1 protein-coding gene and 1 pseudogene are annotated in these 1,089 nt (G+C 45.9%); both read right to left on the reverse strand.

The window, feature by feature from the left end:
* Nucleotides 1-692: pseudogene (locus tag B9T16_RS28845) on the reverse strand (CCA tRNA nucleotidyltransferase); the annotation flags it as partial.
* A gap of 238 nt (nt 693-930) precedes the next feature.
* On the reverse strand, nt 931-1,089 hold a 159-nt coding region (locus B9T16_RS28850), incomplete at its 5' end, for an HNH endonuclease (RefSeq protein WP_410246410.1).

Genomic DNA, 1,089 nt, shown 5'->3' on the forward strand with positions numbered 1-1,089 from the left:
AGATTTTTGAGGCGATCGCATCTATCTCCCAAACTGCTAAACCAGGGGGAGATCAGACCGATTTTCCAGGCTTCAATTAATTTCGGCACTCCCAAGGGGGTATTGAGTAAATATCCTAACTCAGTGCGGATACGTTCTGCTGCTACCCGTGGTAATAAACTGGCTAAATCGGCGATCGTCTGTTTAGTTTCCGGTTCAATCACAAAGCCTAACTGCGCCGCCTGTCGATATCCCCGCAGCAACCGCAGGGGATCATCAGCTAAATTTTCCCGACTGATCATCCGCATCAGACCCTGTTTTAAGTCTTGTTGTCCCTGATAGGGGTCGAAAAAAGTTTTGGTTATGGGATGATAGGCGATCGTATTAATTGTAAAATCCCGCCGCCCTAGATCTACCTCTAAACTTCCTCCCTCAGCTTGAGCAAAATCTACTGTTACCCCTGGGAATACTACCCTAGCAATTTGTCGCTCCGCATCTAACAACACAAATCCGGCTTGATAATGGGAGGCGATGGTTTTGGCTGTGTTTACTGCTTCCGACAACACCACAAAATCTAAATCTAAATCACCCACAGCGCGACTCAATAAGGCATCCCGCACCGCACCCCCGACTAAATAAGCTGATTCGGGTAGATTTTCTAAACCAAACGGCCAGTTTTCGGGAGATAATGGGGATGTAATAGCAGCAGACATATAGCAAGCAATACCTATCTATAGAAGAATCCGCGATCGCCAATAGTCAATCAAATTACCAAAGTCCACCAAGTTCAAGTGTTCAGATAACGATAACTTTCTCAGGTGACTTTCTTGATGTTGCCGAAAGGGACTATTTTTGACAAAGCTCAGGATATGGGATTAGGGGTCGAGAATGGAGTCGCCTCCATCCCCTCCCATTCAGAACCGTGCGTGAAAGTTTCCCTTCACACGGCTCCTAGTTTGACTGCTCCATTGTTAAGGATACAGCTTCGGCATCATCTAGTACCGTTTTATCATCGCCGGTGTGGCGGTGTAGTAACTGAAGATTCTTATATTCATCCTTTCCACCGTGGTTTCGAGGTATAATGTGGTCTACTTCAATTATATCTGATGG

The organism is Arthrospira sp. PCC 8006 (genome assembly GCF_046480465.1).
In the GTDB taxonomy this organism is placed as follows: domain Bacteria; phylum Cyanobacteriota; class Cyanobacteriia; order Cyanobacteriales; family Microcoleaceae; genus Limnospira; species Limnospira platensis.